The 8406-nt window shown below is 39.8% G+C and carries 7 protein-coding genes; 6 read left to right on the top strand and 1 reads right to left on the bottom strand.

Features of this window, described 5'->3' with window-relative positions; genetic code table 11:
* Positions 1 to 147: 147 nt before the first annotated feature.
* Positions 148 to 954, bottom strand: coding sequence for an ABC transporter ATP-binding protein (locus ADI76_RS09615; RefSeq protein WP_049516129.1), 807 nt, complete (start codon positions 952 to 954; stop codon positions 148 to 150).
* Between the two features lie 74 nt (positions 955 to 1028).
* On the opposite strand from ADI76_RS09615, the gene ADI76_RS09610 reads away from it, so the two are divergent.
* The 6 genes from ADI76_RS09610 to ADI76_RS09585 all read left to right on the top strand — a co-directional run bounded on the left by ADI76_RS09610 (position 1029) and on the right by ADI76_RS09585 (position 8342).
* Positions 1029 to 2156 carry an AI-2E family transporter gene (locus ADI76_RS09610; protein WP_049516126.1) on the top strand — a complete coding sequence of 376 codons (1128 nt, stop codon included), beginning with the start codon at positions 1029 to 1031 and terminating at the stop codon, positions 2154 to 2156.
* A gap of 136 nt (positions 2157 to 2292) precedes the next feature.
* Positions 2293 to 3774, top strand: a complete 1482-nt coding sequence (locus ADI76_RS09605) for a M protein trans-acting positive regulator PRD domain-containing protein (RefSeq protein WP_049516125.1) — start codon at positions 2293 to 2295, stop codon at positions 3772 to 3774.
* 115 nt (positions 3775 to 3889) lie between these two features.
* Positions 3890 to 5239 (top strand): hemolysin family protein, encoded by a 1350-nt coding sequence (locus ADI76_RS09600; RefSeq protein ID WP_024054783.1) that lies wholly within the window; start codon positions 3890 to 3892, stop codon positions 5237 to 5239.
* Between the two features lie 408 nt (positions 5240 to 5647).
* A complete protein-coding gene (locus ADI76_RS09595) occupies positions 5648 to 6625 on the top strand; it encodes an ABC transporter substrate-binding protein (RefSeq protein ID WP_024056316.1) in 978 nt (325 codons plus the stop codon).
* A 10-nt stretch (positions 6626 to 6635) separates the two neighbouring features.
* On the top strand, positions 6636 to 7529 hold the full coding sequence (locus ADI76_RS09590; RefSeq protein ID WP_049516123.1) for an ABC transporter permease: 894 nt from the start codon (positions 6636 to 6638) through the stop codon (positions 7527 to 7529).
* Between the two features lie 9 nt (positions 7530 to 7538).
* A complete protein-coding gene (locus ADI76_RS09585; protein WP_014713718.1) occupies positions 7539 to 8342 on the top strand; it encodes an ABC transporter ATP-binding protein in 804 nt (267 codons plus the stop codon).
* Positions 8343 to 8406: the final 64 nt, after the last annotated feature.

Genomic DNA, 8406 nt, shown 5'->3' with positions numbered 1-8406 from the left:
CAGCGGAAAGTTTCGGTATTTTCTTGAATCGATTTAAAAATTGGAACTCATTTTTATTTTTTTGCAAAATCGCTTAACTTATTTTACTTTAAAGTAGTTTGTCTACATTCTAAAAGTGCTAAGATGAAAATCTTAGCACTTTTTGATTTATTCATGGTCTTCTGTGTGTGTGATTTCTGGTTTGACAAAGAGTCGTTCATCGCCTAGATCAATAAGGGATACTGGTGCTTCGTAAAACTGGCTAAGGACATGAGGAGTTAGGATGTTTTCCTTTGGTCCTTCTTCAACCACTTGGCCATGTTTGAGCAGGAGCACATGGGTCATATCTTTTGTAATTTCTTCTGCATGGTGGGTGACGTAGATCATGGTTGGCGCGTGATCCAGTTGTTTGATATGATGGATCTGACGAAGGAGCTTTTCTCTGGCAAAGAGATCCAATCCACTTGAAGCTTCGTCAAAGATGATCAGATCTGGCTGGTCCATGAGGCTTCGTGCAATGAGGACCGTCTGCTTTTCTCCCTGGGAGAGCTCCCGGTATTTGCGACCGATCAAAGAGCTAGCCCCAATCGAAGTCAGCATATCCCGTGCCCAGTTTAGTTCTTCCTCCCCGTATGCAGCATATAAAATACTACTCTTGTATTGACCGGTTAGGACAATTTGTTCTGTCAAAAGATGCTCTGGCAGTCTTTCTGAAATAAAGGAGCTAACGATCCCAATACGCTTCCGTAACTCAGGAATACCCCCTTCTCCAAAGCGGGTTCCAAGGACGGTGATCTGGCCCGAACTAGCCCAGTATTCAGACATCAACAGTTTGAGAAGGGTCGATTTTCCTGCTCCATTGAGGCCTAAAATCGCCCAGCATTCATTTTCTTGCACTTGCCAGTTAACCTCTTTTAAAAGGGCTTTTCCATTGCGGATCAAATTGACGTCTTGTAGTTCAATCAAATTATTCATAACTTCATCCTTTTGATTAAAATCCCCTTTATTCTAACATAAAATATGGTAGAATAGAAAACAGGAGGTAAGGAATGTTTCGAAATAGTAAATTGTTATTCTGGACATGTGAAATTTTATTATTGACGGTGATTTTCTATATTTGGAAATCAATGGGGACTTTAATTTCTCCATTTGTATCTGTTCTGAATACCATCCTCTTACCATTTTTAATTGCAGGTTTTTTATACTATATCACTAACCCGATTGTTGAATTGTTAGAAAAACACTTAAAAATCAAGCGTGTGTTTGGGATTTTGATCACCTTATTACTGTTGTTTGGGATCATTGGTCTAGGGATCTTTTATCTGCTCCCAATCTTAATCAATCAGTTAACCAGCTTGATTAATTCAACTCAAGGACTATACTGGGAAGTCCAAAGTTTGGTTCGAAAACTCTCGACCAACCCTTTGTTCCAGAATGTGAATATCCAATCGACGATACAACAGTTGAATCTCTCTTATATGGATATCCTACAGAATCTCTTAAATAGTGTGACCAACAGTTTGGGAAGTGTGGTCAATACCATCGTCAATACGGTCTTTATTTTGATCATGACCCCTGTCTTCTTGGTTTATTTCTTGATTGATGGCAAGAAATTGTTGCCTATGTTAGAGCGGACCGTTTTACGCAATGACAAACTCCACATTTCAAGCCTCTTGGTTAGTTTGAATGAAACAGTCTCTCGCTATATTAGTGGTATTTCGATCGATGCTTTGATCATTGGAACACTAGCCTACATTGGCTATAGTTTTATTGGATTGAAGTATGCTTTGGTCTTTGCCATCTTTTCTGGGCTGGCCAACTTGATTCCCTATGTAGGACCAACCATCGGTTTGATTCCGATGATCATCACTTATGCTTTTACCGATATGGATATGATGATCAAAGCAGTCATTTACATGTTGATCATCCAGCAGATCGATGGCAATATTCTTTATCCGCGTATTGTTGGAGGCGTGATGAAGGTTCACCCGATTACCATTATGGTTCTCTTACTGCTCTCAAGTAATATCTACGGCATTATCGGGATGGTCGTCGCGATTCCAGTCTATTCGATTGGGAAAGAAATTGTAAAATTCTTGGTAAATCTTTATGATAACCACCGTGCTGCGAAGGAGCAGAAGAAAAAAGAAGAATTTGGAATCATTAATAAATCTTAGACTCTAGCGCCTATATGGGCCTTGGAGTCTTTTTTGTACATTTTTTTGAAAAAATACCGTAAAAAAGTCAACAAGTGTTATGAAATGTGTTAAAATATAAGTGATTTTGAAAGAAAATAGGAAAAGGTAGGGAAAGATGAGACTCCTCTTATCCAAAAAACAGAGACGCCAATTGCAATTGTTGGAAATCTTGATTAAGGAAAAAAGATGGTTCCACTTGAAAGAGTTGGCCAAGCGTTTGGATTGTACAGAACGTTCATTAAAAGAAGATTTGTCTAATCTTCGTAGTACATTTGATGATTTTTTAATTGAATCCTCTACCAATGGGATCAAGATCAGTTATGAAGATTCGGTTGGTCTTGAGGTGATTTACCATCACTTTTTTAAAGAATCACAAGCCTTCGCCTTGATTGAATACCTCTTCTTCCACAAGGATGTTTCCAATGAATACATTTGCAGAAAGTTTGATCTGAGTTACCAATCTTTCTACCGTTTGATTCGGACGATTAATCAGAAGCTTCAAACTAAATACAATGTAAAGATTGATTTGAAACCCTTGAATCTTGTCGGGGATGAAGTGGATGTTCGTTTCTTCTATGCCCAGTATTTTGCGGAACGTTATTACTATATGGAGTGGCCTTTCCCAGAATTTAAGGAAGAGGCCGTGACCGATTTGATCACCTTCTTCTTCAAGCTCTATGGCTATCCATTGACCTTCTCTGTCATTAAGTCTTACAAAGTTCTCTTGACAGTGTACTTATCACGTATTAAGCAAGGCTATTTCATCGACATTCCAACGACCTTTGAAGCCTATAAAGATCAATATCAAGGGGTGACCAATGTCGAGGAGATGTTGCGCTACTTTAGCTTGCAGTTGGGTGTCGAGTTAAATGAAAAAGTGCTGGAGCAGTTCTTCATCATCTTTATTCAAGAAAATTTCTATTTCAGCCCAGAAAGCTTGATTGAAGCCGCAGAAACAGATCCTTATGCAAAAGAATCCACTAGACTCATTAAAGATATGTTCAAGGATCTATGCTATACTTATGATTTAGATATCGAAAATCTTGATGAGATGTTGATGCACGTTCACAATACAGCTCACTTAGGTCGGAAGGAATTGTTCTCGGAGTTCCTCTTATTTGATACCAAGACCAATACCAACGAAGATTTTATGAGCATCTTCCCAGCCTTCTATGATGATTTGAGAGACCATATCATCACTTATATGAAGACCATGAAGCATAATCTGAATGAAGAAATTATCAAGCATATGATCTACACGGTCTACACTCACTGGGAACGTCTCTTACCACAATTATTGCGCCGCCGGAAGTCCATTAAGGTCTTGATTATCAGTCGTTTTGATGACCACCATGCCAAATCCATGATCGATTTTCTAGATTTCTACTGTACGGATAACTTTGAATTTACTCAGATGATCAAGTATAATCTAACAGTAGAGGATATCGAAGCTTCAGACGCAGATGTTGTGGTGGCCAACTTTATGATGCCGGAATTAAAGAAAAAACCTTTTATCTGTACAAGTAGTCTCTCATCGCTAGAGCTGGTTGAAAAACTCAATGCCTTCTTTTATGATTTTACCAGTGCAGAGCACTAAGATCAGGACCTAGTCCTGATTTTTTGATGGTAAAAAAAGAAAATGACATAGAAGAATGCAGGCTCTCATATTTTGTGGTATAATATACAATATTATATACTGGAGGAAAGTATCCATGGAAGACCCTGGCAGTCAGGAAATTTTACTGGAATTTATTTTATTGATTGTTTTGACATTATTGAACGCCTTTTTCTCGGCAACCGAAATGTCAATGGTATCGTTGAATCGTTCTCGTGTTGTGCAAAAAGCAGAAGAAGGGGATAAAAAATACATTCGTCTTCTTAGCGTTTTGGAACAGCCCAACCATTTCTTATCCACTATTCAGGTGGGGATCACCTTGATTACCATCTTATCTGGGGCGAGTCTTGCAGATAGCCTTGGTCATGTTATTGCGGGATGGATGGGCAATACTAAAACGGCTATTGCAGCCGGAAGCTTTTTATCTCTAGCGTTTTTGACTTATATTTCGATCGTATTTGGGGAACTCTATCCGAAACGAATCGCTATGAACCTGAAAGATGAGTTAGCTGTTCGAACAGCTCCGATTGTCATTTTATTAGGAAAAATTGTTAGCCCCTTTGTTTGGTTGCTTTCAGCGTCGACCAACCTTTTGAGCCGTATCACGCCAATGGAATTCGATGATCCGGATGAAAAAATGACACGGGATGAAATCGAGTATATGCTGACCAATAGTGAAGCAACACTAGATGCGGACGAGATTGAGATGCTCCAAGGGATCTTTTCATTAGATGAAATGGTAGCGCGTGAAGTCATGGTGCCACGGACGGATGCCTTCATGGTTGATATCAATGATGATACCAAAGAAATCATTGAAAGTATCCTTAAGCAAAACTTTTCACGGATTCCTGTCTATGATGATGACAAGGACAATGTCATCGGTCTCATCCATACCAAACGTCTCTTGAACGAAGGATTTATCAATGGCTTTGATAATATTGTCTTAAGAAAGATTTTACAAGAACCTTTGTTTGTTCCAGAGACCATTTTTGTGGATGATCTTTTGAAGGAATTGCGCAATACCCAAAATCAAATGGCCATTCTGCTTGATGAATATGGTGGGATGTCTGGTTTGGTTACTCTTGAAGACCTCTTGGAAGAAATCGTTGGTGAAATTGACGATGAGACTGACAAAGCAGAAATTGATGTCTTTGAAATTGCGGACAATACCTATGTCGTACAAGGAGCCATGTCACTAAATGACTTTAACGAATATTTTGATGTTGAGTTGCAAAGTGATGATGTGGATACCATTGCAGGGTATTATCTGACAGAGGTTGGGCGAATTCCAACCTTGAAAGAGCGACTCAGCTGTGAAGTCGATAGTCAAAAGAAACACCTCATTTTGACAAATGACAAAGTAAAAAATGGTCGTGTGACCAAGGTGAAAGTTGAAATTTCTGAAATCGTCGAGGAAGATGAAGAAACTAAATCAAAAGAAGATTAGAAAATAGAGGCCTGGACGTGTTCCAGCCTCTGTTTTTTTCTTGTCAGGACCAGTTGAATTTTCAAAAAATTTCAAAAATTTCTGAAATAGTCTTGACATCAAAAAAAAATTACGGTAAGATAATACCCATAAAAAAAGAAAGCAGAAAATAAACATGAAGCAACAAGCCATTTCCATTCAAAAATTTTACTTTAGCTACTTTAGATAGTGTTTGTAGACATGATCTCATGGATGCAAACAACCCAAGCAATTTGTTTGTATCTATGTGGCTAATATTTTTGATGATGGTCCATAGAGCTAGTATCTAAATGGACCGAGGTTTTGTAACTTTTTGGAGAATTTCAAGCATCCGTTTAGAGAATCATCTAAGCGGATTTTTTGTTTATTTTGCAGAAAAGGAGTCAAAAAATGAAAGTAGTGAAAAAATTGCTAGCACCTGTCCTGGTTGTAGGACTTCTGTTAACATCATTGGTGACCTTACACAATCTAAAGGATACTAAAAAAGACAATGTCTTTCGAATTGGGATTTCCCAGTACATCACCCATAAGTCGCTCGATGCGACACGAAAAGGCTTTATCGAGGAGTTGAAAAAAGAAGGCTATGTAGATGGGAAAAATATTCAGATCGATTTCCAAAATGCTCAAGGGGAGCAACGAAATCTGAAAAATATTTCTAAACAATTGGCAGAAGAAAGTGATCTAGTTTTTGCGATTGCAACCCCTTCTGCACAAAGTTTGGCTAATACCACTAAATCAACACCTATTGTCTTCTCAGCTGTGACCGACCCATTGGCAGCGAAATTGGTGAAAAACTTGAAAGAACCAGGTGGCAATATCACAGGGACAAGTGACCAGTCAGAAGATGCGATCGCTACACAGGTAGACATGATTAAGCAAGTGCTTCCAACGGCGAAAACAGTTGGGATTCTCTATACGCAAAGTGAGCCTAACTCCGTCGTCCAAAAAGACAATGCGAAGAAGATCCTAGAAGCTAAAGGCTATCAAGTGGTTGAAAAAACAATTCTCGATAGTAACAATGTGAAAGCTGCAGCAGACAGCATCATGTCAGAGGCAGATATCGTCTTTGTTCCGACGGACAATATTATCTCTTCTACAATGGACACTGTCAAACAGGTTTCTATCAGCCATAAGGTGCCCGTTTTTGGTGGATCTGCTGAGATGGTGGCTACTGGTGGTTTGTACAACTTTGGTACCGATTATGAGGAATTGGGAAGACAAGCTGCTCGGATGGCTATTCGCATCATGAAGGGCGAGAAACCTGGAAAAGTCGCAGTTGAAACACCTGAAAAATTAGAATTGCATACCAATAAAGAGATGGCTAAAGAACTAGGAATTGATATTAGCTCGTTGAAGGTAGAAAAATAGGAGGTTTGAGATGAATTTCGTTTTATCAAGTTTATCAGAAGGTTTATTGTGGTCGATCATGGCGATCGGTGTTTACTTAACATTTCGAATTTTAGATATTGCCGATATGACGGCAGAAGGAGCCTTTCCACTTGGGGCAGCAGTTGTAGCCTCACAAATTCAAGCGGGAAGAAACCCTTGGATTGCAACCTTGTTGGGCTTTTTAGCAGGGATGATTGCGGGCTTTGTCTCTGGGATTCTCCATACAAAAATGAAAATTCCGGCCCTCTTGACAGGGATTGTCACTTTGACGGGTCTCTACTCTATCAATATCAAAATTATGGGAGGGGTTCCTAACCTTTCTATTGGAGATGCAGATACCATTTTCAAGAGTGTCATGAAATTTGGGCTTTCTAATGAAGAAGCTGTCTTTTTGATTAGTATTTCCTGCTTGATCATCGTCTGTATCTTGTTGACCCTCTTAATGAAGACGCAACTTGGCTTGGTTTTGCGCTCGACTGGTGATAACATCCCAATGAGTGAGGCTAATGGGGTCAATGTGGATAACATGAAGATGTTGGGCTACATGATTTCCAATGGATTGATCGCTCTTTGTGGGGCTATGTTTGCTCAAAATGATGGTTTCTCAGATGTCACTTCTGGGACAGGGACGATCGTAGTTGGTTTAAGTGCTGTCATTATCGCAGAAGTCCTGATTCACGAATTAACTATTGGTTGGCGTTTGCTTTCAATCGGGGTCGGAGCTATTGTGTACCGTTTGATTATCTTAAATATTTATGAGATCCCAAATCTCGATCAAAATATGGTTCGTCTCTTCAATGCGATCTTGCTCGCGATTGTCTTGTTCGCTCCTGAGGCGCAAAAACGTCTTCGTGTTCGCGGATTGAAGTTAGGAAATAAGTAGGAGAAAAGTATGGCAACATTATTATCAATTGAAGGCATTCATAAGACATTTGAAGCAGGAACGGTTAATGAAAACCATGTCTTAAAAGGCTTGGATCTCCAAGTAGAAGAAGGGGATTTCATTTCGGTTATCGGTGGAAATGGAGCTGGGAAATCAACCTTGATGAACATCTTGGCAGGAAATCTAGTCGTGGATGAAGGGGATATCTTGCTAGAAGGTAACTCCATTAAAAATACGAGTGTTCGGAAGCGTGCGAAAGATATTGCGCGTGTCTTCCAAGATCCTAAGATGGGGACGGCTTCTCGTTTGACCATTGAAGAAAATATGGCCATTGCCCAACGTCGGGGGAAATCTCGTGGTTTGAGCTGGGGAGTTCGGGAGAAAGATCGCGAATTGTTCCGTGAAGCCTTGAAGGAACTGAATATCGGTTTAGAGAATCGTCTCAAGGTAGATACCCAATATTTGTCTGGTGGGCAACGTCAAGCTTTGACCTTGGTCATGGCAGCTTTGGTTAGACCAAAACTCTTGCTTCTGGATGAACATACCGCAGCGCTCGATCCAAAGACTAGTGAAATGGTCATGGAATTGACCCAAAAGATCGTGGAAAGCCATGATTTGACAACCTTGATGATTACGCATGATATGAACCATGCGATTGAATACGGCAACCGCTTGATCATGCTCTACCAAGGCAAGGTCGTGGTCGACGTCAAAGGAGAAGAAAAGAAAAACCTAACGGTTGAAGATTTGATGCGCCTCTTCCAACAAAACAGTGGTGAAACCCTGGTGAGTGATGAATTGGTATTAGGATAAAATGAGAGTGGGACAGAAATCGGTAATTCGTTAGAATTCGATTTCGTCGTCCCACCTCCGCACA

The sequence above is a fragment of the Streptococcus parasanguinis genome (assembly GCF_001074805.1).
Lineage (GTDB): Bacteria > Bacillota > Bacilli > Lactobacillales > Streptococcaceae > Streptococcus > Streptococcus parasanguinis_A.
This window is presented reverse-complemented; position numbering and strand designations above follow the sequence as displayed.